At 62.7% G+C, this 25,302-nt stretch carries 30 protein-coding genes; 25 read left to right on the top strand and 5 right to left on the bottom strand.

Translation table 11 applies throughout. The features are described 5' to 3' along the window. Window positions 1-2 precede the first annotated feature (2 nt). From groL to RJ40_RS04035, 11 genes are all read left to right on the top strand, one after another. Window positions 3-1,613, top strand: a complete 1,611-nt coding sequence (gene groL, locus RJ40_RS04085) for a chaperonin GroEL (protein ID WP_265582085.1) — start codon at window positions 3-5, stop codon at window positions 1,611-1,613. Between the two features lie 464 nt (window positions 1,614-2,077). Beyond that, entirely contained in the window at window positions 2,078-2,416 is a 339-nt protein-coding gene (locus RJ40_RS04080) for a dihydroneopterin aldolase family protein (RefSeq protein WP_265582084.1), read from the top strand. Continuing rightward, window positions 2,403-3,230 (top strand): TatD family hydrolase, encoded by an 828-nt coding sequence (locus tag RJ40_RS04075; RefSeq protein WP_265582083.1) that lies wholly within the window; start codon window positions 2,403-2,405, stop codon window positions 3,228-3,230. The genes RJ40_RS04080 and RJ40_RS04075 overlap by 14 nt, the downstream gene beginning before the upstream one ends. A 44-nt stretch (window positions 3,231-3,274) precedes the next feature. Next, window positions 3,275-3,565, top strand: coding sequence for a DUF424 domain-containing protein (locus tag RJ40_RS04070; RefSeq protein ID WP_265582082.1), 291 nt, complete (start codon window positions 3,275-3,277; stop codon window positions 3,563-3,565). Window positions 3,566-3,567: 2 nt separating this feature from the next. Next, the gene (locus RJ40_RS04065; protein ID WP_265582081.1) at window positions 3,568-4,608 is read left to right on the top strand and encodes a 60S ribosomal export protein NMD3; all 1,041 of its coding nucleotides are present in this window, start codon (window positions 3,568-3,570) and stop codon (window positions 4,606-4,608) included. A 7-nt stretch (window positions 4,609-4,615) separates the two neighbouring features. After that, complete coding sequence (locus RJ40_RS04060; protein ID WP_265582080.1) at window positions 4,616-5,485, top strand: class I SAM-dependent methyltransferase; 870 nt, start codon at window positions 4,616-4,618, stop codon at window positions 5,483-5,485. Further along, a complete protein-coding gene (coaBC, locus tag RJ40_RS04055; protein WP_265582079.1) occupies window positions 5,482-6,624 on the top strand; it encodes a bifunctional phosphopantothenoylcysteine decarboxylase/phosphopantothenate--cysteine ligase CoaBC in 1,143 nt (380 codons plus the stop codon). Before RJ40_RS04060 ends, coaBC begins: the two co-directional genes overlap by 4 nt. Then, window positions 6,606-7,469, top strand: coding sequence for a pantoate kinase (locus RJ40_RS04050; RefSeq protein ID WP_265582078.1), 864 nt, complete (start codon window positions 6,606-6,608; stop codon window positions 7,467-7,469). The genes coaBC and RJ40_RS04050 overlap by 19 nt, the downstream gene beginning before the upstream one ends. Continuing rightward, on the top strand, window positions 7,466-8,212 hold the full coding sequence (locus tag RJ40_RS04045; RefSeq protein ID WP_265582077.1) for a 4-phosphopantoate--beta-alanine ligase: 747 nt from the start codon (window positions 7,466-7,468) through the stop codon (window positions 8,210-8,212). The genes RJ40_RS04050 and RJ40_RS04045 overlap by 4 nt, the downstream gene beginning before the upstream one ends. Continuing rightward, entirely contained in the window at window positions 8,199-9,197 is a 999-nt protein-coding gene (locus RJ40_RS04040; protein WP_265582076.1) for a replication factor C small subunit, read from the top strand. The genes RJ40_RS04045 and RJ40_RS04040 overlap by 14 nt, the downstream gene beginning before the upstream one ends. Next, window positions 9,194-9,922 (top strand): class I SAM-dependent methyltransferase, encoded by a 729-nt coding sequence (locus RJ40_RS04035; protein ID WP_265582074.1) that lies wholly within the window; start codon window positions 9,194-9,196, stop codon window positions 9,920-9,922. The genes RJ40_RS04040 and RJ40_RS04035 overlap by 4 nt, the downstream gene beginning before the upstream one ends. 388 nt (window positions 9,923-10,310) lie before the next feature. Here RJ40_RS04035 and RJ40_RS04030 read toward each other — a convergent pair whose 3' ends face one another. Beyond that, the gene (locus RJ40_RS04030) at window positions 10,311-11,639 is read right to left on the bottom strand and encodes an AIR synthase-related protein (RefSeq protein ID WP_265582073.1); all 1,329 of its coding nucleotides are present in this window, start codon (window positions 11,637-11,639) and stop codon (window positions 10,311-10,313) included. Window positions 11,640-11,767: 128 nt separating this feature from the next. Between RJ40_RS04030 and RJ40_RS04025 the strand changes: the two genes are divergently transcribed. The 10 genes from RJ40_RS04025 (at window position 11,768) to RJ40_RS03980 (ending at window position 18,240) form a co-directional block, all read left to right on the top strand. Further along, window positions 11,768-12,004 carry a type II toxin-antitoxin system HicB family antitoxin gene (locus tag RJ40_RS04025; RefSeq protein ID WP_265582072.1) on the top strand — a complete coding sequence of 79 codons (237 nt, stop codon included), beginning with the start codon at window positions 11,768-11,770 and terminating at the stop codon, window positions 12,002-12,004. Beyond that, window positions 12,001-12,261 carry a type II toxin-antitoxin system HicA family toxin gene (locus RJ40_RS04020; protein ID WP_265582071.1) on the top strand — a complete coding sequence of 87 codons (261 nt, stop codon included), beginning with the start codon at window positions 12,001-12,003 and terminating at the stop codon, window positions 12,259-12,261. The genes RJ40_RS04025 and RJ40_RS04020 overlap by 4 nt, the downstream gene beginning before the upstream one ends. Before the next feature lie 42 nt (window positions 12,262-12,303). Then, the gene (thiD, locus tag RJ40_RS04015; RefSeq protein ID WP_265582070.1) at window positions 12,304-13,107 is read left to right on the top strand and encodes a bifunctional hydroxymethylpyrimidine kinase/phosphomethylpyrimidine kinase; all 804 of its coding nucleotides are present in this window, start codon (window positions 12,304-12,306) and stop codon (window positions 13,105-13,107) included. Window positions 13,108-13,539: 432 nt separating this feature from the next. Beyond that, window positions 13,540-13,947, top strand: a complete 408-nt coding sequence (locus RJ40_RS04010) for a type IV pilin N-terminal domain-containing protein (protein WP_265582069.1) — start codon at window positions 13,540-13,542, stop codon at window positions 13,945-13,947. 38 nt (window positions 13,948-13,985) lie between these two features. Beyond that, complete coding sequence (locus RJ40_RS04005) at window positions 13,986-14,378, top strand: type IV pilin N-terminal domain-containing protein (protein ID WP_265582068.1); 393 nt, start codon at window positions 13,986-13,988, stop codon at window positions 14,376-14,378. Window positions 14,379-14,482: 104 nt separating this feature from the next. After that, on the top strand, window positions 14,483-15,082 hold the full coding sequence (locus RJ40_RS04000; protein WP_265582067.1) for a hypothetical protein: 600 nt from the start codon (window positions 14,483-14,485) through the stop codon (window positions 15,080-15,082). A gap of 499 nt (window positions 15,083-15,581) precedes the next feature. Next, complete coding sequence (locus tag RJ40_RS03995; protein WP_265582066.1) at window positions 15,582-17,429, top strand: glycosyltransferase family 39 protein; 1,848 nt, start codon at window positions 15,582-15,584, stop codon at window positions 17,427-17,429. Between the two features lie 106 nt (window positions 17,430-17,535). Next, entirely contained in the window at window positions 17,536-17,706 is a 171-nt protein-coding gene (locus RJ40_RS03990; protein ID WP_265582064.1) for a hypothetical protein, read from the top strand. A gap of 56 nt (window positions 17,707-17,762) precedes the next feature. Beyond that, window positions 17,763-17,966: a hypothetical protein gene (locus tag RJ40_RS03985; RefSeq protein WP_265582063.1), complete on the top strand. Its 204-nt coding sequence runs from the start codon at window positions 17,763-17,765 to the stop codon at window positions 17,964-17,966. A 1-nt stretch (window position 17,967) separates the two neighbouring features. Further along, window positions 17,968-18,240: a type II toxin-antitoxin system RelE family toxin gene (locus RJ40_RS03980; protein WP_265582062.1), complete on the top strand. Its 273-nt coding sequence runs from the start codon at window positions 17,968-17,970 to the stop codon at window positions 18,238-18,240. A gap of 3 nt (window positions 18,241-18,243) precedes the next feature. Here the strand turns inward: RJ40_RS03980 and RJ40_RS03975 are convergent, their stop codons facing one another. The 4 genes from RJ40_RS03975 to RJ40_RS03960 are packed head-to-tail and all read right to left on the bottom strand — an operon-like array spanning window position 18,244 to window position 21,161. After that, on the bottom strand, window positions 18,244-18,813 hold the full coding sequence (locus RJ40_RS03975; protein ID WP_265582061.1) for a DUF447 domain-containing protein: 570 nt from the start codon (window positions 18,811-18,813) through the stop codon (window positions 18,244-18,246). Continuing rightward, entirely contained in the window at window positions 18,801-19,622 is an 822-nt protein-coding gene (locus RJ40_RS03970; RefSeq protein ID WP_265582060.1) for a triphosphoribosyl-dephospho-CoA synthase, read from the bottom strand. The genes RJ40_RS03975 and RJ40_RS03970 overlap by 13 nt, the downstream gene beginning before the upstream one ends. Further along, window positions 19,594-20,730, bottom strand: coding sequence for a methanogenesis marker 9 domain-containing protein (locus RJ40_RS03965; protein ID WP_265582059.1), 1,137 nt, complete (start codon window positions 20,728-20,730; stop codon window positions 19,594-19,596). Before RJ40_RS03965 ends, RJ40_RS03970 begins: the two co-directional genes overlap by 29 nt. Before the next feature lie 41 nt (window positions 20,731-20,771). Then, entirely contained in the window at window positions 20,772-21,161 is a 390-nt protein-coding gene (locus tag RJ40_RS03960; protein WP_265582058.1) for a hypothetical protein, read from the bottom strand. 77 nt (window positions 21,162-21,238) lie between these two features. Here RJ40_RS03960 and cfbA point away from each other — a divergent pair, with 77 nt between their 5' ends. The 4 genes from cfbA to cfbB are packed head-to-tail and all read left to right on the top strand — an operon-like array spanning window position 21,239 to window position 25,293. Further along, window positions 21,239-21,643 carry a sirohydrochlorin nickelochelatase gene (gene cfbA / locus RJ40_RS03955; RefSeq protein WP_265582057.1) on the top strand — a complete coding sequence of 135 codons (405 nt, stop codon included), beginning with the start codon at window positions 21,239-21,241 and terminating at the stop codon, window positions 21,641-21,643. Further along, entirely contained in the window at window positions 21,644-22,825 is a 1,182-nt protein-coding gene (gene cfbE / locus RJ40_RS03950) for a coenzyme F430 synthase (RefSeq protein ID WP_265582056.1), read from the top strand. It begins immediately after the preceding gene. A 1-nt stretch (window position 22,826) separates the two neighbouring features. Then, window positions 22,827-23,900, top strand: a complete 1,074-nt coding sequence (gene cfbD / locus RJ40_RS03945; protein ID WP_265582055.1) for a Ni-sirohydrochlorin a,c-diamide reductive cyclase catalytic subunit — start codon at window positions 22,827-22,829, stop codon at window positions 23,898-23,900. Between the two features lie 4 nt (window positions 23,901-23,904). Next, complete coding sequence (gene cfbB, locus RJ40_RS03940) at window positions 23,905-25,293, top strand: Ni-sirohydrochlorin a,c-diamide synthase (RefSeq protein WP_265582054.1); 1,389 nt, start codon at window positions 23,905-23,907, stop codon at window positions 25,291-25,293. Window positions 25,294-25,302: the final 9 nt, after the last annotated feature.

The raw sequence follows: 25,302 nt of genomic DNA, 5'->3' as shown, positions 1-25,302 counted from the left end.
CAATGACCACCAAACAGATTATGTTCAATGAGGCGGCCCGTCAGGCCCTGCTTGCCGGGGTGGACAAGGTCGCCAACACCGTCAAGATCACCCTCGGCCCCAGGGGGAGGTACGTCGTCCTGGACCGCGGTTCCAGGCCGCTTGTCACCAACGATGGCGTAACCATCGCCAAGGAGATCTCACTCTCAGACAAGTTCGAGAATATGGGAGCGAAACTTGTCAGAGAAGTGGCCTCAAAGACTCAGGACAACACCGGCGACGGCACCACCACTGCGACCCTCCTCGCCCAGGCGATGCTCAACGAAGGGATGAAGAACATCGCCGCCGGCGCCAACCCAATCGAGGTAAAGCACGGCATCGACCGCGCCGTCGGCCTGGTCGTGGATCGGATCAAAGAACAGAGCATCCCGGTCCAGGAGAAGGAGAAGATCGTCCAGGTCGCTACCGTCTCGGCCAACAACGATGAAGAGACCGGGCGGCTCATCGCCGATGCCATGGAGAAGGTCGGGTACAACGGTGTCATCTCGGTCGAGAACTCGAAGACGATGGAGACCACCCTCAAGGTCGAGGAGGGGATGCAGTTCGAGCGCGGCTACCTCTCCCCGTACATGGTCACCGATCCCGAACAGCAGGTCTGTGAGTACGAGGAGCCGTCGATTCTCGTCACCGACCGGAAGATCTCGACGGTGAAGCAGATCGTTCCGGCCCTCGAGATGGCGGCCGCCGAAGGCAAGCCGCTCCTCATCATCGCGGAGGACGTGGACGGCGACGCCCAGGCGGCGCTGGTCCTCAACGTGATCCGGGGTGCGCTGAAGGTCTGTGCGGTCAAGGCGCCGGGCTTCGGCGATGAGAAGAAGGCGATGCTCGACGATATCGCGGTGCTCACCGGGGCGACGGTCGTCTCCGAGGAGCGCGGCTACAAGCTCGAAGAGGTCACCGAGGCGATGCTTGGCCATGCCAGGAATGTGAAGGTCGACCATGACAAGACCGTCATCGTCGGCGGCAAGGGCCAGAAGTCTGCCATCGACGAGCGGGTCGCACTCATCGAGTCGCAGATCAAGATCGCCGACTCCGAATACAAGAAGAAGAATCTCAGGAAACGTCTCGCAAAACTCGGCGGCGGCGTGGCGGTGATCCGTGTCGGTGCGGCGACCGAGACCGAACAGAAGGAGAAGAAGATGCGGATCGACGACGCCCTCAATGCCACCAAGGCGGCGGTCGAGGAGGGCGTGGTCGCCGGCGGCGGTGTCACGCTCTTCAGAGCACAGGCCGCACTCGAGGGTGTCGAGTTCGAGGGCGACGAGCAGGTCGGGCTCTCAATTGTCAGGCGCGCTCTCGAAGAACCGATGCGCCAGATCGCGGAGAACGCCGGGATGGAAGGTGCTGAGGTCGTCGCACGGGTGAGGGCCGGAGCCGACGAGCAGATTGGGTACAACGCCAAGACCGGTGTCTTCGAAGACCTCGCTGTGGCGGGTGTCCTCGATCCGACCAAGGTGGTCAGGAGCGGGCTCCAGAACGCCGCTTCCATCGCCGGGATGCTCCTCACCACCGAAGCGGCGGTTACCGACTTCGATGTGGAGAAGGATGAGAAGACCCAGGCGATCATCATCTGATCTCCTCTCTCTTTCATCCATTTGAAAATAGAAAACCAGTTTTCCTCTCAGAATACCTGGGTTTTCAATCCGATGACGGGGTGCCGGAGGATTTTCCAGCCCCTGACGCCCCCGGTCATGGGAAAATATTCGCAAACCGGGTAAACGCCCGGTCTATTTTGCACCATGAAGACGGCACGCCTGATCTTCATGCCCCTGTTGGATCTCGATCGCTTTCATCACGGTGAAAAAGAATGCCACCCCCGCTCTATCTTCGTCGTGGGGGTCCGGGGGGAAACCCCCGGCGCGAGACGACAGAAAAATTTTGGTGATGGAGGGTGGCCCATCTGTTCCTGATCCAATCATCCCGACGCGACCCCGAAGATAGAACCGGAAAGGCCACATCGAAGATCCCGACCAGAGCACGGTGCCGCCCCCTGTTCCCCTCGCCACTCTATAAATCCCATCAACACCCATGATCCTCCATGAGCAGTGACCGTGAACAGGCGGCCTTCGAGGCCGGGATCAAACTCGGCGCCCTGTACCATCAGTGGGTCGGGACGCCGATCTCCCGTGCGACGGCCGCAAGCGTGGAGACCGCGATCGAGCAGGCCGTCGGCCTCCAGCCGTACGTCGAGGAGATCCATGTCACTCTGGACCGCGAGATGATGACCGCCAACCCCTTCGGCTACTCCGAACTGGCAGGGGCGATGTTCTCGGTGGAGATCACCACCCAGGTCGGGACGGCCAGGTGCGTCGCCGAACTCCACTTCACCGGCGAGTATCCCCTCATGAGCATCAGGTCAATCGATGAAACTGCCTGAGACCCCGATCACCGACGACCACATCCACTTCGATCCGGTCCACGGCCGCGGCGTGGAGGCGGCGAAAGATTTCAAGCGCGCCGGCGGGACGCACGTCTTCATGGTCGCCCTTCCGGCCTACACCGTCGGCGTCTGCCCCCGGAAAGGGGACGATTACCGGACGGCCTTCGACGAAACCCTGCGGGTCGCCGGGATGGTCCGCGAGGTGGGAGTCACGGTCTTCCCCATCCTCGGCGTCCACCCCATCGAAGTCCTGAAATACGGCGACCGGATCGGGCTTGCCGCCGCCGTCGACCTCGCCTGCGCCGGACTCGACGTGGCGGCGGAGTACGTCGAGGAAGGGAAGGCCGTCGCCCTCAAGAGCGGTCGCCCCCACTTCCCGGTGGAACCCGACGTCGCCGCCGCCTCCGAACAGGTGCTTGTCCACGCCCTCGAACTCGGCGCCGACCTCGGGTGTGCGGTGCAACTCCATGCCGAGAGCGGGCCGTGCGCCGACATCGTCGATCTCGCGAGACAGGCCGGGATGGACCCCGGCCGCGTCGTCAAACACTATGCCACCCCCGACACCCCTCTGATGCCCTCCTTCCTCGCCAAACAGGAAGGGCTTGCCGAAATGGCCCGGTCCGGGCGGCGGTTCACCATGGAGACCGACTACATGGACGACAACACCCGGCCCGGCGCGGTGCTCGGCCCCAAATCAGTCCCGAGAGTCACCCGCAAGATGATCGAGTCTGGTGCGATCACCGCAGACGAGGCCTGGCAGATCCACGCCGGGACGCCGTCTGCGGTTTATGGCGTCGAAATATCACTCTGAACGATCCACCTCTTTTTTACTCTCGCCGTACAACGTACGTACGAATGTACCTCAAGGTCCACCATACCAGGGAGGGTGCCGTGGTGGCGGTCTGCGACGAAGACCTGCTCAACACCACCCTCTGCCACGGTGATGTCGAAGTCGCCGTCACCGAAGCCTTTTACGGCTCGACACCCGCGACCGAAGAGGAAGTGCGGGCCGCCCTGCGGGGTGCCTGCAACGCCAACCTCATCGGCGAGCAGGCGGTCGGGGTTGCGGTCGCAATGGGACTGATCTCCGAAGAGTGCTGCGTGAAGATCGGCGGTGTCCCGCACGCCCTCATCATCTCGGTATAATCATGGAGATTCTCAGGAGCGTCTGCCCGCGCTGCGGCAAACCCTCGGCCGGGCTCTGCAACGTGTGCCGGGCGGCGGAGACCGAGTGGCTGAAGTGCGAGCCCAGGGTGGAGAGCATCTACTGCCCGGTCTGCGATTCCCAGAAGCACGGCAAGACCTGGACCGACACCACGGTCGACCACGAGACCATGATCCATGAGATCGCCCTCTCGGCCCTGACCCTCCACCCCGACCTGCGGGGTGCCGAGACCTCGCTGACATACCGTGATCCCAACCCGAATCGGACCTTCGTCGACCTGACGGTCTCGGGGAAACTCTACGGCGTTGAGGTCACCGGAACCTGCGAGGTCAAGATCATCTGGAGAAAGGAGCAGTGTGACCGGTGCAACCGGATCAGCGGCGGCTACTACGAGGGGATCATCCAGCTCCGGGCCACCGGCCGGAGACCTTCTGGCCGCGAGATGGACCGGGCGATTCGGATCGCAGAGGAGATCGAAGACGGGCTCCAGGAGGGCGGCGAGCGTCTCTCCTTTATCTCGAGTATCGATGAGATCAGGGATGGTATCGACATCATCGTCGGTTCTCAGCACATCGGGCAGGTGATCTCCTCCCAGTTCTGTTCTGCCCTCGGCGGGAAGATGACCACCCACCCCAAACTTGTCGGTGAGAAGGACGGCAAGCGTCTCTACCGCGTCACCTATCTTGTCCGTCTCCCCAGGTTCCAGACCGGCGACGTCGTTGTTGTCCACAATCACTATCTGGAAGTGCGGGGGGCGGGACACGGCAGAATCCAGGTATATGACCTCAGGGAAGGCACGTCGCGTTTTGTCTCCGAGGATGAGATCGATCGGCTTGTCGGCAATGTGGGCGACGCCGAGAACGCCCTGGTCACCTACCATGACGGCGACGTGATCGGGCTCCTTGACCCCAGAACCCAGGTGCCGGTCGAGTGCCGGGCAGTCCCCTGGCTTGAGGTCGAGGACGGGGGAACGATCAGAGTTCTCAGGGACGATGAGGCCGAGCGCTTGGTCCTTGTAGGGTGAGACAGGCATGCGGGTACGGAAGGTCTCCAGGGACGCCCTCGCCGCAGCGATGCGGGAGGAGTGGCTCGACCGGTCCCGCCGCCCCTATGTCGAAGGGGAATGGGCCTATGTCCCGGTGCGGGAGGGCTATGGGGTGGAGTTTGATCTGCCCGAGCGCCGGCCGTACCGGGGCCGCTCCTTCCAGATGATCGGGGACACCGCTGTCATCCACGGTGCGCGCCCCACCGACGAGGAGGTGGCGGCGATCGTGGCATGGCGCTCTCCGGCCTGTGTGTTGTACCTCGCCGGGATCGACGGGGTCCGCCGCCTCCCTGCGACCGAGGTGCTCTATGGCGATCCCCACCCGGTCTGCCACCATGAGAATGGGTTCTGTTACTGGCTCAACCCGGCAGAGGTGATGTTCGCCCAGGGCAACCTGGAGGAGCGGCGGCTGATGGGTCGGGTCATCGCACCAGGCGAGCGGGTGGCAGATATGTTCGCCGGGATCGGGTACTTCACGGTCCCGATGGCGTCGGCAGGCGCAAAGGTGCATGCCATGGAGATCAATCCTGTCTCTTTTGGATACCTTCAGAGAAATATTCATGAGAACAAACTCGAAGGGCGGGTGCGGCCTGAGAACGGCGATTGTCGCGACCTTCTCGATGGGGTCTACGACCGGGTGGTGATGGGCCACTTCGATGCGCCGGGTTTCTTCGCCGCGGCCCTTGCCCATGCAGAGGTCGGGACGGTCATCCATCTCCATGCCCTCGGGGACGCCGCGGCGGCGGCCGAGGCGATGGCAAAGGACGCCGGGTTTACCGCGGCGGTCACAACCCGCAAAGTAAAGAAATATGGGCCGCATATATGGCATGTCGTACATGATGTGGTGCTCTCATGAGTGATGGCGGAAGGCTGAGCGGAAAGACGGTTGTGCTGGCGGTCACCGGGAGCATCGCCGCCGTCGAGACGGTGAAACTCGCCCACGAACTCCGGCGCCGCGGTGCGGGAGTGCAGGTGGTGATGAGCGGGGCGGCGTGCGGGATCATCCACCCGGACGCCCTCACCTATGCCACCGGGCGGGAGGCGATCACGAGATGCACCGGAATGGTGGAGCATGTCGTCTACTGCGGAGAAGGCGGGTGTGCCGACCTCCTCCTCGTCGCCCCCTGCACGGCAAATACGATCGGCAAGATCGCCGTCGGGATCGACGATACCCCGGTGACCACCTTCGCCACGACGGCCCTGGGCCGCGGGATGCCGGTGGTGGTCGTGCCGGCGATGCATGAGAGCATGTACCGCCACCCCGGCGTGGTGGAGAACCTTGAGAAGCTCCGCGGGTGGGGGATCGATGTGGTCCCGCCCAGGATCGAGGAGGAGAAGGCAAAGATCGCGGGCATCGAGGAGATTGTTCTCCATGTCGAGCGCGCCCTCTCCGGCCGACCGCTTGCGGGCAGGCGGGTGGTCGTCACCAGCGGCGCCTGTGCCGAACCGGTCGATGATGTCAGGGTGCTCACCACCAGGTCGACCGGGCGGATGGGCCGGGCACTGGCCCTGGAGGCCTTCAGGCTCGGGGCGGATGTGACGATAGTCCACGCGGGGCCGTCGGTGCCGTGCGTGGAAAATATTCATGTGGATACGGCGGCCGAGATGATGGAGGCCGCCCTCTCGGCGGTGCGGGCGGGCGCCGACTATTATATCTCGGCGGCGGCGATCTCCGACTTCGCCCCGGTGCGGGCGTCGGGAAAGATCCCGAGCGGGGCGCCGGTGGACCTCGCCCTCCGTCCCCTCCCGAAGGTGCTCGACGCCGTGCTCGAAAGTTTCGAGGGGATGGCGGTCGCCTTCAAACTCGGGTGGGCCGAGGAAGCACGGGCACGGGCAATGATCGAGGAGACTGGAGTGAGCATGGTGGTGATGAATACGCCGCCCGCGATGGGAGCGACGGGTGGAACATTTGAGATCCTGACGGCCGCGGGGAAGACCCCGGTCTCAGGGACCAAAGAGGAGGTTGCAGAGGCGATATGGTCCGCACTGCTGTAGCCTTCTGTCCGGGGCACATCTCCGGATATTTCAAGAAGGTGGCCGGCGAGACGCCGGAGACGACCGGGAGCCTTGGTGCCGGGATCGTCGTCGACGAAGGGGTCAGGGCGGTGGCGTCCGCGGCCGATCGTCTCGACGTAGTGATCAGGCGGGTCGACCGGAACGGTCGGACACTTGCCGAGTCGGTGGGTGCGCCGCCGGTCGAGTATCTGATGACCGAACTCGGGGTCGCTGCCAGGGTGGAGACGACCTGCCGTCTCCCGATCGGCTCGGGTTTCGGGCTCTCGGCGGCGGCGCTCCTTGCCTCGGCCACGGCCCTCGACGCTCTCTTCGACCTCGGCCTCGGGGGGGAGGGGATCGCGGCCCTCGCCCACCGGGCCGAGGTGGTGCACAACACCGGGCTTGGCGATGTGGCGGCCTGCCAGGGTGGCGGCGTGGTCTGTCGGGAAGGGCCGGGGACCGCCGCCCGGATCACGAGGGTGATGACCGACGAGACGATCTATGCTCTCTCCTTCGGGCCGCTCCCCACCCCCGAGGTGATCGGTTCTCCCGAGCAACTTGCCAGGGTGGCCGCGGCCTTTCCACCCGAATGTCCCCGCGATCTTGCCGAACTCTTCGCCTTCTCGCGCGCCTTCGCCGAGAAGAGCGGGTTGGTGAGGCCTGAGGTGCGTGCGGCCCTCGACGCCTGCGACGAGACGGGGGTGCCGGCAAGCATGACGATGCTGGGGCTCGGAGTCTTTGCCGCCGGTGAAGGTGCCGGCGAGGTGCTCGCCGGTTTCGGCGAACTGTTCCCCCTCAAGGTGGCACACGAGGGGTTCAGACTGGTGGAGGTGCGTGAATCATGACCGAGATCCCGAAAGACCACCCGCGCTATGCGGCGCTGATGGTCCGCGACCGCCTGACAAAAGCGATGTGGGCGAAACTCGTCGCCCCCGAGGGTTTGATCGCCCAGGGCCGGGGCGAGGCCTTCGACTATCTCCTCGGCGAGCAGACGACCGCGAGCGCGGCGCGGGCCGAGCGGACCGCGGCGGCGATGCTCCTCTCGGCCGAGCGCCCTGTGATCTCGGTGAACGGGAACACGGCGGCACTCTGCGCTCATCAACTCGCCGCCCTCCAGGAGGCGAGTGGGGCGGCGGTGGAGGTGAACCTCTTCCACCGGACCGAGGAGCGGATGGAAAAGATCACCGCCCTTCTGGAGGAGCACGGCGTCACGGTGCTCACCGGCACCTCCGAGCGGTTGATCCCGCTCTCCCATGACCGGGCGCTCTGTCTTCCTGATGGGATCGGCAGGGCCGATCTGGTCCTGGTCCCGCTGGAGGACGGCGACCGGTGCGAGGCCCTGCGCCGGATGGGGAAGAGCGTGATCACCATCGACCTCAATCCCCTCTCCAGGACGGCCCGGACCGCGACGCTGGCGGTCATCGACGAGGTGACGCGGGCGGTCCCGGCGATCACCGCCGCATGCCGTACGCTCTCCGAAGAGGAGGCGCGGACGCTGGCGGTCGGGGTGGACAACCGGATCTTTCTGGAGGAGGCGCTCAGGGCAATGGCCGGGCGGCTCGGGGAGGTGGCCGATGCTCTGGAGTGAGAAGTATCGGCCGACCGATTTTTCGGCTATCCTGGGGCAGGACGAGGTTGTGCGGGTTCTCTCTTCTTTTGCGGAGAGCAAGAATGTCCCGCACCTCCTCGTCGTCGGTGCTCCCGGCACCGGAAAGAGCGTGGCCGTCGAGGCGCTGGCGCGGGGGCTGTACGGCGCTCACTGGCAGGAGAACACCACCGTCCTCCCGACGGCTGACCTCTTCGAGGGGGGGAAGAAGTACTTCGAGGCTGAGGAACGGTTTGCGCATATCTACCGGAAAGACGAGAGTCTCATCTCGAACTTCAAGAACGTGGTGAGATGGTATGCCTCGATCCGTCCACTTGACGCCGAGTTCAGGCTCCTGATCTTCGAGGGTGCCAGCGCCCTCACCCGCGAGGCGCAGCAGGCCCTCCGCCGGACGATGGAGCGTTACTCGCGGACATGCCGTTTTGTCTTCCTCACCTCCAACCAGAGTGCGGTCATCCCGGCGGTCGCCTCCCGGTGTCTCCCTCTCACCTTCGTCCCCCTCCCCGACGGGGTGGTGAGGCGGCGGCTCGAAGAGGTGATGGCGGCCGAGGGCGTCGGTGACGACCAGGTCGCGCCGGCCGACCTCGACCTCATCGTCCCGTCGGCAGGCGGCGACCTCCGTCGGGCGATCATTCTCCTCCAACTCTTCGCCGGTTCAGAGGGTGAGGTCGACCTTGCAGCCACGGCCACGTCTGAGACCGAGAGCCTGGCGGCATCGATCTTCGAGGCCCTGGCAAAGAGCGATCTCCAGGGCGCCAGGCAGTGGGCCGAGGCCCTGCTCATCGACTATGGCCTGACCGGCCATGAGGTGATCAGGGAACTGGCGCGGGCGGCCGACCGGGTCTATGCCGACCCGCGGATCGCGGTCGCCCTGGCCGATGCAGAACTCTCGATCCTGAGGGGCGGGAACGAATATGTCCAGATCAATGCCCTGCTGGCAAGGATCAGCAGGGAGGTGTTTTTTTGAAAGAGAACTTAGAGAAGGTTCAGGAACACTACGACCACGTCGCTGAGGTCTATGACTCGCGGTATGGTGGCGATGTCGGGGAACGGTATCATGGGCATATCAGGGAGCAGGTGATGTGCTGCCTCCCGAAGGGCGGCGACCTCCTTGACATCGGTTGCGGCACCGGGCTGTTCATGAAATATTATCTCGCCAACGGCGGCGGCCGGGCGGTCGGGCTCGATCTATCTCCGGCGATGGTGCAGGAGGGTCGTTCCAGGAACAGGCTTGAACACCTCATCACCGGCACGGCCGACTATCTTCCCTTCAGGGACAACTCCTTTGATGCGGTCTCCAGCATTCTGGCCTTCAGTTATGTCCAGGATCCGGCGAAGGTGCTCGACGAGGTCTACCGGGTGTTGCGGCCAGGAGGTCGGGTCGCCATCTGCACCCTCGGCCACAACCTCTTTACCGCCGCATTGCCTGCGGTCTATAAGATCGGAGAGAAGGTACACTGGGGCCGGGTGGGAGTAGGTGACTTCGACGAGCACTATTATTCAGATGAGGAGATCTGTGCGCTCTTCACGGCGGCAGGGTTTTCAAAGGTCGAGACTCATCACTGTTCCTTCGCCCATGTAAACTTATCAAAACCGCTCTTCAACGCTGCAAGGCGGTTCGAGCCCTTTGTGGAGCGTCGGGTGCCGTACCTCGCCTTCAACCTCTGTGCAAGCGGGAAAAAAGAGGAATAATTTTTTTTTGGTTTGTTGAATCAGGCATGAGCTCCGGGCTCAAGCATGTGCGATTGAACGTTGCTCAGAGCAGTGTTTCAAGACGCCGTCTTTCGCCCTCAAAATCGCGGGGGTATCCGGCTGATATCCCCGCCTCCTGCCAGGCGCCACGGGGCTCTCCGACCATGAAATATCACTCAGGATCATATCGGCTAACAGGGGACGATTATGGGCCCGTTTTCCCGGCTGAGTTCAGGAAACTGGGCTTATTCTGGTGTTATCTCCCGATCTCCCTGATCTGGGCCCGGTTAGGAATGTTCAACTCCCGGACCGGGCCTGATATAGGCATATCTTCCCCGTCCCCAGGGTGTCTCTCGCCCGGGAGTGAGGAGGCCGGGGCCGTCCCCCTTTATTCGTTCTTTCCGAGCCGCGTGAGGATCCGCTCTTTCTTCGCAATTGCGGCGTCTGCGGCCCTGCGGACATGTTCCTTCATCTCATCGAAGTCGCGAGGTTCGGTGTCTACGACTTTCTTCACCGGGGTGTAGGCCGACTCCCTGAACCGCGGCTGGAAGTCCCGCTCCTCACCCTCAGAGAGGAGGACCGACGTTGCCGGTCCCTCTTCGACATATCCGATCTCCGCGATCGGGACGCCAGCTGAGCGGACGACGGCCATGACCTCCTCGGCGTGCTCAGGGGGCACGACGATGAGGAGGGCGTCGAGGGAGACGCCGAGGTAATCGATCTGGAGGGCGTCGAGCATCTCCAGCACCTGTGGCTGGACAAGTTCTCTGAGGTTCCCGTCGTCGACGACGATCTTACAGTCGGCGGTCTCGGCCATCTCGTAGACATCGCCCCGCAGTCCGCCGTTGGTGACGTCGGTCATGGTGTGGATATGTTCGAGGGCCGGGCTCTTGAGCAGCGCCTCGCAGGCCTTGAGGAAGTGAAGGTTGATCGTCTCCTCGACGACCTCCGGGCGGCCGAAGTAGAGGGCGGTGGTGGCGATGGTCCCGCCGCCCGCGCCGGCGGTCATGAGCAACACGTCGCCTGGTCTCGTCTCTTTGCGGGCGGTGAGGTGGTCGGCAACCCCGACGGCTCCGACGCACCCGGTCATCCGATCGCCGATGACCATGTCCCCACCGATGCGGAGGGTCGATCCCGTCACCAGCGGGACATTCATCGCCTCGGCGACGGCGGCGATCCCGGCGGTGTAGTCGAAGATCTTGGCGACGTCGCCGTCGTCGGCGACGTGGATATCTGAGAGGAGGGCGATGGGGTGTGCTCCCATCACGTAGGCGTCGCGGAGTGTCGCCCGCGTCACATGGAACCCGGCAAGGAAGGGGAAGTCGGAGAGGCGCGAGTGCATCCCGTCGACGGTGGTGATGATGAACTCGCCGCCGGCCCTGACGGCCCCGGCGTCGTCCATCTCGTCGACGCCGACGGCGGCCGCGGCCTTCCCGATGATCCTGGGGAACTGGCGGTGGGCGAAGAAGTCGCCCCGGCCCCTTGACCCGACGCCGAACTCGCCCATCGTGACTCCCGCGTGCTCGTATTCGAAGAGGTCGCCGGTAAGCCCGGAGGTGTTTTCCACTTCCTCGACGACCGCCGCGGCGAACTGTCGGGCATACGCTCTGGAGGCGCCGCTCTTGATCTCAAGGATCCTGTTGGTGAGGGCTTCGACCACGTCCTCCCTGCTCCTGCCTGCCGCACGTTCGCGGCGGGCGAATCCCTCGATGTCCATGAAAAGAGGTCGACCGGAGCCATGTTAAAGGCAGTGATGGGTGGCCGTCGGGAGGGGGCAAGGGTTGATATTGGGGGCGTCCCAGTGAGAGGGTGCCGGCCTGTCCGGCATGTGGGGGGAGATGAGCCATGAGGAGATACACCCTGACCGCGGCCCTCTGGGAGGAGGGCGGGATCTATGTCTCGAAGTGCCCTGAGATCGGGGTTGCGAGCTGCGGCGAGACGCCCGACCGCGCCCTTGCCCATCTCAGGGAAGCGGCGGAACTCTATCTGGAGAACGCAAAGGTGCTCGGCCTGACCGATGACATTGTCCCGGCCCTCCGTTCGCCGCGAAAGTTCACGACGACCTTCGAGGTGTCGGAATGACGCGGCTTCATGTGCTCTCTTCCGACCAGGTCATCAGGGGTCTGAAGAGGGCTGGGTTCGATTTCGCACCGAAACGGAGCAGAGGAAGCCAGGTCGCCCTCAGTCGCGTCGACGAGACCGGTCGCCGCCTCCTGGTGATCGTGCCGCGCCGCGGCGACCTGCCGGTGGGGACACTCCTCTCGGTGCTCCAGCAGGCGAACCTTCCGAAGGATCGGTTTCTTCTCCTTGTCCGTGAGGCGGTGCCGGTCTCCTCCTGAGGGTGGGAAGGTATTCGAGGGATGCGGCTCCCATGATCTCTGATGGATACTCCTTTCTGCGCATGCACGATCGCAGGCTCCGACTCTGGCGGTGGGGCCGGAATCCAGGCCGACCTGGCGACCTTCGCAGCCTTCGGCGTCTGGGGGACGTCGACGATCACGGCGGTGACTGCCCAGAACCCCGGCGGGGTGCGGGGCTCATGGCCCCTCCCACCCGAGGCGGTGGCCGTCCAGATAGAGGCGGTCACGGCGGGCTTCAGGGTGGGAGCCTTCAAGACCGGGATGCTCGCGGATGCATCGGGGATCAGGGCGGTGGCCGCCTCCCTGCCTGCCGGCGTGCCCGTGGTCGTCGACCCGGTGATGGTGGCGACCTCGGGCACCCGTCTTCTCTCTGAGGACGCGGTCGAGGTGCTTCTTGGTGAACTCATCCCCGGGGCTGCGGTGGTGACCCCGAACCTCCCCGAGGCGGCGGTGCTCACCGGTGTGGAGATCGACGGCCCCGAAACGATGCGGGAGGCGGGCCGGTCGCTCCTTGCGATGGGGGCCGGTGCGGTGGTGGTGAAGGGTGGCCACCTCCCCGGCGAACCGGCCGACCTCCTGATGGACCGGGACGGCGAGGTGCTCCTCACCGGTCAGCGCCATCCGTACGCCGTCCATGGCACGGGGTGCTGCTTCTCCGCGGCACTTGCCGCCAGCCTTGCCCGCGGGATGTCGGTGCGGGAGGCCTTCGTCGAGACGAAGGGCTTCATCGACGGTGCCATCGTCCATGCCGTCCCCGACCTTGCAGGGAGGCGGTCGGTGAACCCCCTGTGGCGGTGCGGTATGGGGGAAGAATGGTCGGGATGAGATATCGGACTGATTTGTAGGGTGCTCTCCATAATATTTATTTTTTGGAGTTTACCGGATAAGTGGCACTCATGATCTTGCGGAACTTAGATATATTATTATCTGGCGCTATTTTATGGCCCGGACATCGGGATAATCCTGGACCTGAGAGTCTGGTGTAATGTATATGAATCCATATGAAGAGAGGAATATTTCATCGCTTTTTCAGGGAATTACTCCTTCAGAATGGGGGCGCAGGGGCGGGTGCGGGAGGTGGTGCGTCATCCGTGCATAAATTCGGGATTTTCTGGCCCGGAGTTGCGTTTTAAAAAACTCAAATCAAAATATATATATAACAATCTCCGGATCTAAGGTCGATTGGATCAAAATCTTGATATACTGTGCCATGAGAGCATATACTATCCTACCTGTACGGGTAGGGTGGTGAAACCGATGAAACTGTTTGAGAAGTTTGAGAAGAATGACGAGGCTGTGTCGCCGGTTATCGGCGTCATCCTCATGGTCGCCATCACGGTGATCCTCGCGGCCGTCATCGCCGCGTTTGTTTTCGGTATGGCCGGCAACATGTCTGGCACTAAGAGTGTCGCCGCCACTGCGACCCAGCAGGGTCAGGATATTATGGTCACCTATCAGGGCGGTCCGGACGCAGGCGACATGCTGTGGCTCAACATAACTGTCACTGATTCTTCAAACACAAAGCACACCGAGAACTGGCAAACACCTAAAGTTGGGAATTCAACCACATTCACTGGTCTTGGCACCTCCGCAAAGGAACATGTGGTTGCTGCAGCACTGTTTAACGACGGTACAACGCAGGTTGTCCTGGACACCTTCGTCTGAACCCCTTCCCTTTTTTTTCTTTATGGGGGTGGAGACCTATGGTTCAGTCCGCACATGACGACGCGGTCTCCTCGACCATCGCCGCTATCCTCATGGTCGCCGTCACGGTGATCCTTGCCGCCATCGTTGCCTCCTTCGGTTTTGGCACCACCGGAGATCTTCAGGGAAACGGGATCGTCGGGGCGACGGCAACGCAGTTTGAAGACGGCACGATCACCGTTACCTATGTCGGCGGCATGGGGGAGCGGGATGTCGATCACCTGAACTGGACGATCGACGGGATCGAGCAGACCAACCGGCTCGATCATGAGGTCGGAGCATCCGCATTCAATGCCACTCCGGTCGCCGATCCCCGGGGAGGGCATCGGGTGATGGTCATGGCGACCTACAAAGACGGATCGTCGCAGGTCATTCTTGATGCTGTGACCTGACCGGAGAAAGGGATATTTTTCCTCCCCTCATGACAGAAAATATCTGGTGATTGCTCAGTGAACGATCTATGGAACCCATTATCATGCCGGGCGGAGATGCCGTGATGTACAGGATCAAAAGATCCATCCTCTCCGCCCTTCTCGCCCTTACCCTTGTCCTGCCTGCAAACATCTACCTCATCGGAGGTGGTCTGGGTGCAGGCCTCCAGTTCCCACTCCTGCGGTATCAGCAGACCTATCTCGGGACGAACATCATCACCCTCGTGCGCGACATCGAGTATGTCTCATCCGGCATCCTCGGTGGGAGGAGTGCCCTCTCAGTCCTTTTATGGCTCTGCGGCACGCTCCTCCTGATCGCCGCGATCGGGTACTTCGTTTGCATGTGGTACGAGGACTATGCATCGATCAGAAAACTCGTCTCCCTCCTCATCGCGGGTGCGGGGGTTGCATACCTCGCCTCGGTCATCGCCCAGTACGGCCTGCTCTTCCACGGCCCCGCGGGCTTTTCGGTTCCGGTTGGAGTGCCCCTGATCCTCGGGGTTGCATGGCTGACATATCATGCCGAGGTGGAAGAGGAGGAATTCTGTGAAGAAGAATATCCGGATGAGGACGATGATCAGGAGGGCACCTCCGATCCATCCGAATCCGGTGAAGATGCTCTCTCCCCGATTGATCAGTCTGTTGAACCGGACCGGACTGTGTGAACCGGACCCCGGACATTTCTTTTCCGCAACCCGATTGGTGAAGTCGGGTTCCGTTTTTTGATCGCTTCGTAGTGGCGCGTCAAGAACAAAAGGTCGCTAGAGATCTCTGGTTGTGGAAAACGATCCAGTATCCTCTCGTGAAAAGAACGCCGTGGAACCAGACGTGCCGCCCTGTTAGAAGGAGAAGGTATTCTCATCTGCTCTCTCAGCCGGGGGGAACCCCCCACGATGAAGAGAACCGGGAGGCGGCGGGGTGTTGTGTTCCTGCTCGCTGCCCTGTTGTGAAGAGAGTGAAGGAGTGGACACACTTACCCGTCTCTTCACGGGGTCGGTCTCACAAACCGAGGGCAGACGAATATCAAAACGAGTATATATCATATTGATGATGAAAATATAATCAGAACAGGTGTGATCGCGTGTCTATGGTGGAAAATGAAATTCTGAGGGCATATACTATCATGTTCTCTCCTGCGCTCCCTTTGAAAAAAGGGAAGATAAGATGACGGAGAGGACACCTGCCCCGATGAGAAGAGATCAGGCGGATGAACCCTCCCACCCGTCCGCCATACAATCAAACCTCATGATCGTCCTTCTCTCCTTTCTCATCGCCCTCACCATCTCATATCCCGCCATCTTCATCACCGACGAATGGATTTCCGCGGACCAGGTGAACCACCTGGTCGAAGGCGAGGATCTTCTGTACGGCTACCACCCCTATGGCTCCTCGGCCTATGCCGCCTCTCACCACGACTGCCTCTGCTACACCCTGGCGCTCCCGACCCTCTCCCTCCCGGCATATTATCTCTTCTCTCTCTTCGATGACTCCTTCCGCCTCTTCGTCCTCATCCTCTGGTCGGCACTCCTCCTTGCCGTCATCCTCATGATCGAGTGGTGGTTCCCCAAATACGCACGCTGGCGCGGCGTCCCCTGGACCTATGCCGCCATCATCTCCTGGACCTATGCCGCCATCATCTCCTGGGGCATTCTCTTTGTCCTCAACATGGCCCTCTACCGCCCCTTCTGGTTTGTACGCGGGGTGCATCCCGGAGACGTCAGCGTCTATCCTGAGGTCGCAGCCATCGTCTTCACCAACACCGTCGCCCTGGCCCTCTTTGCCCTCCTTGTCTATCATCTCTTCCGGGAGGTCTTTGGCCCGGTCCGCTGGGGAATCTTTGGCCTTGTCGCGACGCTCACCTCGTCGTTCTATCTCTTCTGGTCGGGGAATGCCAAGGACCACATGCTGGTGATGCTCTTCTTTACGCTTGCAGTCTACCTCTTCACCCTCTATCTCTCCCGCGACCGCCCCCTCTGGCTCTTCGCCTCCTTCATCGCCGTCGGGTGGACGGCATGGGCCAGGCCGGAACTCGGCCCATCGCTCCTTGCAGGTTTTCTGCTCTTCGCTCTCCTCCTCGTCCTCGCGGCCCGGAAAGGGTGGCGCGAGTGCGGGACGATCGTCCTGACCGTATCCGGCGTCGCACTCGGAGCACTCCCGCTCTTTGTGAACAATCTCGCCCTCACCGGTCACCCCCTCCTCCTCCCCTGGCAGGCGGGGTGTTCTGGCGCCGCCGTCCCGAGAGGACTCTCATCCGCGGCCGGCACCCTCCAGGCGACGGTGACCAGACAGTACGCCCTCCCGAGCGGCGACCTCATCTCAGGGTGCTATGGAACCTTCTTCGATCCCTCCTTCCCCGGTTCGGCCGGGATCTTTCAGGTCTCCTCGTTCTCCTTCTTCGCCCTCCTCCTCGTCGTCCCGCTCGCCCGCCGCCTCCGTACATCAGGGCGCCTCTCCCTGACGGCGACGGCCCGTGACGCCCGGTTCATCACCTTCTTTGCCCTCACCGCCCTCATCGTCCTGGCTGCTTATCTCAGGTCTGTCTCCGGGATGTCGGGGAGTCCGGGGATCGTCCCCGACATGCGCTATCTCAGTCCCATCTATCTCCCGATGATCGTGCTCGGTACCTATGCCCTCCGGTACATCGGGTTTGGCGAGAACGAGATCACACGCTCCCTGCAGACCCTCTTCTGGCTGATCGTCATCGACCTTCCGCTCATCTATGTCGTCCTCCAGATCCACTCAGGGACGCAGATGAGCGGAGAACTGGTATTTCTCATGCCCCTCACCTACCTCTTCCTCGCCGCAGCCGCGGCCCTCTATCTCCTGACGGCCGCAGGGAGGGTGCGGCCCATGGCGCTTGCCACCCTGCTCCCCGTCCTGATGCTCTTCTCCCTTGCATGGTGGTTGGTGGCGGACTTCCGCTTTGCCACCCTCTGCTGGGAAGGCTACCATTTCTGGATCCCGGTGGTGCAGTATATCTGGTACATGCAGTACGCGGTCTTCCCGTTGTAGAGGGGAACGTCCCCCACAGTATCCTGCCATACCCGTAGCATGGAATACACTCGGGCATGGCAAAGTCTTCTCCTCCTTTGGGATCCATTGTCCTTCTTGAGTGGAGATGATCATCGAATACATCGAGGTGGCATTGCAGCAAGCCCACTATGAGATCATCAAGGGTGACAAACCCTACTATAGGAAGATCTTGGATCTGCCGGGTGGTAGGGCCACCGGTGTGACACTGGAAGAGTGCCGAAAAACTTGGCCGATGTCATTGACGACTGACTTGTGATCCGGTTGATCATCATTTATATCAACAGACGCGAAAGAGTGTATCGGGGAGAATCTATGCTTGATATTAAACGTCAGTATGTGATGTCCGAAGACAATACCCCGGTCGGCGTCATCATCGACATCTCTACCTTTGAACGGATCGAGTCCATCATCGAGGACTACGGCCTCTCACACTACATCGAGGAGGCAGATGATGAAGAACCCCTCGGCCGTGCAGAGGCGCGGGAATATTATAAAAAAATGAAGGAATCGGTTTGAAATGGTTGAATGCCTCTATAAAAAGACATTTTTAAAAGATCTCACAAAGGTGCCGATTCCCCTCAGAGAAAATATCGAAGAACTGGTATTTTCTGCTATACCGGACTCCAACGATCTCTACACTGATTTTGATTTTAAAAAGATGAAAGGGCATTCGGATTTCTACCGGATACGGGTGGGACGATATAGGATTGGATGCAGACTCACCAGTTCAGGTACTCTGATCTTCTACCGCGTAAAATTCAGAGAAGAGATCTATTTCGTATTCCCGTGATCCTCACTCCTTATCCTCAGAGATGAACCCTTCCAGCACCCGTGCCGCCTCCCACTCCCGCGGCCCACCGCACCGCTGCACCAGCGCGAGGTGATGGTCGATGAGGGCCCTGAGATGAGGATCGCGGCTCCGGACGTACCGGGTGGCATGCACCGTCGCCTCGATGATCCCGGCAAACCCGCGGTTCACCGGGCAGACTCCTTCTTTCAGAACGGCGGGCTCGGCCAGCGGAGTGAGGGCGATCAGGCTCTTCTCGGCGGTCTCGTGCTTCACCTCCGCGGCAAACGCCGCCCAGGCCTCGCAGGTGCAGAGACGCTCGACCCGCCGGCTCGCCACCTCCTCGGCGACCAGATCTTCTTGCGGCAGATCCTCGAAGGCCGTCCGCACCCAGACCACCGGGTCGGCGGTGAAGTTTGCCACCACCCATCCGTCCCGCCTGATATTTGCCTCGGTGTGGGAACCCCTGAAGAGGACCATCGAAAGAGCACCGTTGCGGCAGATGATCCCCATCGGTGCGGCATTGCCGCGGGTCGTCGCGACCACCTCGTTGATCCCCTCTCTCAGGAATCCCATCTCCACCCCTCGCTGAGCGCGAGATAGATCCCCGCGATCATGATGTCTGCCAGCGAACCCGGGTTCACCCCGGCGGCCAGACACTCCTCGTCGAAGACCTCCAGCGAGATCTCCCCGGCCTTCACCTCGCCGGCCCGCTCCATCGTCCGGCGGGCCGCGTCGGCACCCAGTTTCTTCGCGACAAAGGTGTCCGGGTGGGCGGCGAGGAGGTCGAGGAAGGCCTGCACGATCGCCTCCTTCCCGCTGCCGTGGGCGAAGAGGAGATCCTTTGTCTCCTGTGAGAGGGCGAACCCGTTCGTCCACTCCCGCGCCACCATGTCCCGCGGCGCCGAGTAGGCCATCACATCGTAGAGCGTCATCCCCTGCTTGCGCAGGGTATCGAGGGCCGCGGGGTCGTTCACGTCCAGGTCGTCCGTCTCGAGCACCCGCACCTGCGTCGCCCCGAAGGCCCGGTAGAAGGCCACCGCGTCCTCGACCGTCGTCTCCTGGACCGCCCGCATGGCCCCGTCGACCCCGCCGCCATGCACCAGCGGAACGAGGAGGATGAATGCCCCGAAGTGCGTGTTCCCGCCGGCATGGCAGTTGGTGTCCTTCACCGCCTCCAGGATCACCTCGCCGATCCCGGTCTTCCCCTCCTCGGCAAGATCGAGAGCCCGGCCGGCAAAGACCGCCGAGGCCAGGAAGTGCTCCAGGCGGGTATCGGGATAGTCGTGCCCGCGGTCCACGTTCCCCGGCTTCGGGGAGGCTGAGACCTCCAGGGCCATCGCGAGTTGGGCGTTCTCAACTCGCGTCTTCTTCCGGCATTCCATCAAAGATCCGCTCCATGATCTTGTCGGCAAGTTGACGCTTCAGGCGCATGTACTCCTGATCGCTGAGCCCGCCCTCCTTCGCCGCGATCCCGCGCAGCATGCACGGCGAACTCGACTTGCAGCACCAGGCCATACTTCCAAAGCAGGTCATCTTCCCCTGGGCGAGGGGCGTATCCGCGACCGCTCTGGTTTTTATCTCCATATACTCCTCCCTGGTGAGCCCGACTTTTTCGAGGAACGGGAGGAGCGGACAGTGCTTCACCGGCAGACAGCAGAAGGCGAGCGACCTGATGTCGCCGCCCCGGCAGAGTTGCTTGGGTGCGTTGTACCACCCGGTCTCATCGGCCCGCCGGCAGATGGCGGCATCGATCCCGGCCAGGGTCCGCTCGTCCGAGCGTCTTGCGAGAGAGACCATATCGGCCCCATGGGCGAACAGGTCCATCGCCCGGTCGAAGGAGGTGATCGAGTTGTTTGCGATGAGCGGCAGCGGGCAGGCATTCCTGATCTGGCGCAGCCTCGCATAGCCGAAGTCCATCAGATCCACATGGAGGATGTCGGCCCCGGCCTTCCAGAGGAGACGGGCAAGTTGGCGGTCGTCGTCCGCGACCCCGGCACGGATCTTCACCGAGACGGTCACGTCCAGGGCCTTGAGCACCCTGACCGTCTCTGCAAGCCGGTGCGGTTCGTGCAGCAGGGCTTCGCCGCACCCGAGCGCCGTCATCTGGGGCTGGCGGCAATGGGCGTCGATCTCATAGACCACGCCGTCCCCGATCTCCTCAGCGACCGCCGCGTATGAAGCAGGCGTGCTTCCCCGCAGGTTCAGCCCGATCAGGACTCCCCTCCCCTCCAGGGCCTTGATCTGCTCCTTCAACTCGGTGATGGGGTCGTCGTACACGAACTCTTCTCGGCCCGCCGCCGCCATCGCACGGCTCGCCTCCATCGTCTCTGCGTCGATGGAGTATCCGCCGATGAACGCGGCGCCGATATGCTCTTTTCTGGTCAGCACATAGGCGGCGTCGGTTATCCCTGCCATCGAAGCAATGACAACCGGAGTCTTTACCACCTGGCCGTTGAGGACCAATCCGCAGCGCTCATACCACTCGATCATGCTTCCTCCAATGTTGTCCCTGCCATCACAAAGCCCTTTTGTTACAGGCTGTTGAGGATGTACGCCTCGTCGGTGCGTTCAAGCGGGGTGCAGTTCTCGAAGTCTTCGATCCTGATGCCCGGGTCCCTCCTCCAGAGGTGAGCCGGGCCTCCCATGGCATCAGGTGGGCCTGGTTCTTTCGACCGGAATCGCCCTGAAATTCGACGGTCGGATAGCCGCACCGTCCGGTCTTCTCCGGAAAGATCTTTTTTGCTCTTGAGTGACGTGCACTCGATCGCGCATAATTGGTGGGAGTCGAGTGAATCGACGAGGACATCAACGTACTGTGTGGAATATTTGTGCTGCTTGAGCCAGCAGGCAGAGCCCTGGAGGCGTTTTCGGGTGAAGAAATCGTTGTGGCAGTGGACGACATCCTGCTCGAAATCGTTCATTCAGATAGCGTGGGCCGGGCGGGCCAGAGAACCAATCGGTAACACATTTATGCTACGAAAGTTGTACTCATGAATGTATGTCACAAAAGGGATTACTACTCGTCGGACACGGCAGCAAGCTGTCCTATAACCAGGAACTCATCGAAAAGACCGCCGCCCACATCGCAGACCAGCACCCTGAATACCTGGTCAGGCCGGGCTTCATGTCCATGAACACCCCGACCGTGGAAGACGCCCTGAATCTCTTCAAGGAGGACGAGATCGAGATGCTTGTCGTCGTCCCACTCTTCCTTGCGAAGGGCATCCACATCGTCAAGGACATCCCGGCCCTTCTCGGCCTCCCCGAGGGCGAGAATAAGGGCACCTTCGCCCACAACAACGGCGAGATCCCGCTGGTCTATGCCGGTCCCATCGGGCCCGACCCCCTCCTGGCCGACCTGATGGTCAAGAACGCCGAGGATGCGATCAACGCAAACGTCTGAATGAGAGTCCTCGTCCTCGATACTATCCATGGCGGCACTGAGATTGCGGAGGCACTGGAGGGGGCCGGGCACACCGTCGATGCGGTGGACGTCTACCGCGGCGAGGTCGGGATCTCTGTTGCCGAGGCGGCGAGACGATCCTACGATCTGATCGTCGCCCCGGTCCACCTCGATCCCGATCATCCCCTGCTCAGGCGGGGGCCCGAGGTCATCACCCATCATGAGGCGGTCCGCCTCCTCCTTCTCTCATCCCGACCCGGATTGATGGTCGAGGTCACCGGTGCGAGGGGGAAGACCACCACGGCGACGGCCCTGGCGCATGTGCTTGGCGGCCGTGGTGTGCTTCACACCTCGATGGGCACCTTCGTTTTTCCCGAGCGTCGGCGTCTGTGGAGACGCTCCATCACGCCGGCTTCGGTTCTCCCGGCCGCGAGAGAGGCGGTCAAGTGCGGCGGGTGGTTGATCGCCGAAGAGTCTCTCGGCGTCTCGGGGGCCGGCGACCTTGCCGTCCTCACCTCGGGCGACGACTACCCCTGCGCCGCCGGGAAGAGACGGGCCATCACCGAGAAGGTCCGTTCTCTCGCTGCCGCGGCACGGGTGCTCGTCCCTGCCGGGGTGACGGTGCCGGGCGCCGTCGGCGCCGATGAGGTCGCCGTCGTCGAGGGGACGCACTGTATCTACCGGTACGGGGAGGTGCAGGGCTCGTTTGAGAACCCACTCCTTGCCCTACGGGGATACCGGACGCCGCTGCAGATGGCGGCCGTCGCGGCCTGTCTGCTGGGCCGTGACCCGACGGGGTTGGCGGACTTCGCTCCCCTTACCGGGCGGATGGCGGTCTCCCGCGAGCACGGTCGGCTCACCGTTGACTGTGCGAACAGCGGCGCATGCCGCGAGATCGCCGCCGATGCCGCCGCGTACGCACGGGCCCTCGGAGGCGGCGCACCCTTTGTCCTGGTGATCGGGACCGAGGGCCAGACCATCTGCGAGGGCTTCCCGGCCGACGAAGTGGTGGCGGCGGTGCAGGAGATCGGGCCAGACAAAACGGTCATCGTCGGCGACTACGACGCAGACGACCTCCCGGCCGGCGCCGTCACGGCTGCCGACCTGGAGGACGGGATCAGCAGAGCAGAGCAGATGAGCAACGGTGGGACTATTGTCCTTGCCGTCAAGACATGGAGATAGAATGGAATACGTACAACCACGGCCAAGTTCGATCGTCGCCTCCCTGTATACCGCCCGCGACCTCGGGGTGGAGGTGGCCATCCTCCACGGCCCCTCGGGCTGCTCGTTCAAGCATGCCCGTCTCCTCGAAGAAGACGGAATGCGAGTCCTGACCACCTCGCTCGGTGAGAACGAGTTCATCTTCGGTGGCCAGGGCGTTCTGGAACGGGTGCTCAGGTACGCAGAGACAGAATTCTCCCCGGCGCGGATGGCGGTGATCGGCACCTGCGTCTCGATGATCATCGGCGAGGATATCGAGGCGGCCATCGAGGCGTCGGGTGTCGAGACCCCGACAATCGCAGTCGATATCCATGCCGGCTTCAGGGAGAACATCGAGGGCGTCCTTGCGGTCCTCGAACCCGCCGCACGGGCCGGGTGGATCGACGGGGAGGAACTCGAACGTCAACGCCGCCTCCTCGCTGCGGCAAACCAGGTGGAACGGCTCAGGGGTGCGGCATCGCAGCCGTACATCGAACCGTCCCGTGGCGACCTCAAGCACCTCGCCGCTCGCCGTATCCTCGACCTTGCGAGGAGCGGGAAGCGGGGAGTCGCGGTGCTCAACGCGAAGAAAGAAACGGCATACATGTTTGCCGATGAACTCTGCGCCCTCCGCGAGGCCTGCCCTGAGGCCGAGATCACCTATCTTGCCAACCTCGAAGACCGGGGCCTCCCGAAGGTGCGGGCCGACGGCGCCCGCATCCTCACCGGGATGAAGGAGCGGGGGCTTGAACCCGAACTCCTCGGCGCCCTCGACGAGTACGGGGAGAACGGCGAGGCCGTCGGCGAACGGATCCAGGAGATCAAACCCGACTTCGCCTTCCTGGTCGGCGTGCCCCACGCTGTCCCGCCGGAGTACACCGACGGGATCGAGACGATCTCGGTCACCAACGGCCCCAGACAGGTCGCGCCCCTCAAGGGGATCGGCCATGCCATGGTCGTCGTCGAGGTCGACCTCCATCCCAAGACCCTCGGGGTCAGGGAGATCGTGGAGAGCGAGTTCGGGGCGGTGCTCCGGAGCATGGCACGGGGAGAGTGAGCGGATGAAAGGACTCCTCATCTCAGGCGACCGGTCGGGCAGCGGGAAGACGAGCATCACCCTCGCCCTCGCCGCCCTCCTCTCGCGGGAGGCCACGGTGCAGACCTACAAGGTGGCGATGGACTACATCGACCCCTCGTATCTGACGGCGGTCACCGGACGACCCTGCCGGAACCTGGACTCCTATGTGATGTCCCCGGCCCAGATGCAGGGAGTCTTCGAGCACGGCGCGAAGGGCGCCGACCTCGCCCTGGTCGAAGGGGTACGGGGTCTTTTCGAGGGTGCCGAGGCCCTGGGCGATGCCGGCAGCACCGCCTCGGTCGCCAAGGCCCTCGACCTCCCGGTGGTCCTGGTCGTGGACGCCCGGAGCATCACCAGGAGCGCCGCCGCCATCGTCAACGGCTATGCCGGGTTCGACCCCGAGGTGAAGGTCGCCGGCGTCATCCTCAACAACATCAGGACCGCAGGTCACCGTGAAAAGACCACGAGAGCCATCGAACACTACTGCGGGCTCCCGGTGATCGGTGCGGTCCCCAGAGACGAGGGGATGCAGCTGGCGATGCGCCACCTCGGGTTGGTCCCGTACCGCGAGGGGCAGGAGGGCGACGACTTTCTGGCGCGGGTCGAGGCTATTCAAGACGTCGTGGCATCGTGCATCGACCTCGACGCCCTGAAGGCGCTGATGGTCGAGTGCACCCCGAAAGGTCCGGCCGAGGAGATCTTTGCGCCGGTGCAGGCGGCACCCGACCTCAGGGTCGCGGTCGCCTACGACGAGGCCTTCAACTTCTACTACAACGATCTCTTCGACCTCCTCGGTGCGCTGGGTGCGGAGGTCGTGACCTTCAGTCCCATCCACGACCCCTTCCCCGAGGCGGACGGCTATATCCTCGGCGGCGGGTATCCCGAACTCTACGCCGGAGGACTGGAGAAAAATGTCAGGATGCGGGAAGGACTCCGTGCCGCCGCTGAGAACGACGTTCCCATCTATGCCGAGTGTGGCGGGCTCATCTACCTCACCGACCGCCTGGTCCTGCGCTCAGGCTGGCAGGGACGGGAGCACGAGGAGGTCTACGAGATGTGCGGCGTCCTGCCCGGCGAGGCGGCCATTCCGGCCCGCCGGTCTCTGGGCTATGTCGAGGGGCGGTCCGGTCCTGCCTGTCCTTTCGGCGACTGGGCGTTTCGGGGGCACGAGTTCCACTACTCCGAGGTTATTCTCGACGAGGGCACGACCTATGCCTACCGTCTCTCCAGGGGTACCGGGATCTCGGGCGGCATGGACGGGGCGGTCCGCGGCAACGTGCTCGCGAGCTACACCCACCTCCACCCGGTGGCGAGCGCCGCCCTGTACCGGGGATTCGTCTCCCGGTGCAGGGAACGGCTGAACGGACCATAAACTTCTATA

The organism is Methanofollis aquaemaris, assembly GCF_017357525.1.
Taxonomy (GTDB): domain Archaea; phylum Halobacteriota; class Methanomicrobia; order Methanomicrobiales; family Methanofollaceae; genus Methanofollis; species Methanofollis aquaemaris.
This window is presented reverse-complemented; position numbering and strand designations above follow the sequence as displayed.